Source organism: Rhodopseudomonas sp. BR0G17 (genome assembly GCF_010907025.1).
GTDB classification, from domain to species: domain Bacteria; phylum Pseudomonadota; class Alphaproteobacteria; order Rhizobiales; family Xanthobacteraceae; genus Rhodopseudomonas; species Rhodopseudomonas palustris_H.
In genome coordinates, this window is sequence record NZ_QUML01000174.1 from 1 (window position 1) to 421 (window position 421).

A 421-nucleotide genomic window follows, 5' to 3' on the forward strand; every position below is an offset into this window, starting at 1 on the left:
GCAATCGCGGCGGCGCGCTTGGCTTCCTGGGCGTCGGTCAGGGCGCGGGTGATCAGCCGCCGCGGCTTGCGGCCGAAGGCCACGGCCGAGATTTCCTCGATTCGCGCCAGGGCGATCGCGACCAGCGGCACCAGCAAAATGATGCCCAGCGTCAGCGCGAAGGCTGAACCGAACAGGAAGTAGTGGCCGTTCCAAAAGGCGAACACAGTTGCGGCCCAGGCGCCGGCGCCATGGGCGGCCGCCGACAGCAGCAGCGTCTGCATCGCGGGCGGCGCGGCGAGCTGAAGAATCGGCAGCGACTGCAGGATGCCGACGAGCAGGGCGATGCCGGCGAGTTTCCAGTAGTTCGGGTCGACCACCGGCCCGGTCCAGGCGAATTTCGGCTGCCGCGAGGCGTCGAGGAAGCCCCAATACCTGTCTC

At 68.6% G+C, this 421-nt stretch carries 1 pseudogene; it reads right to left on the reverse strand.

The annotated features are described in order from the left end of the window. A pseudogene (locus DY467_RS25740) lies at nucleotides 1–421 on the reverse strand (glycosyl transferase family 2); the annotation flags it as partial.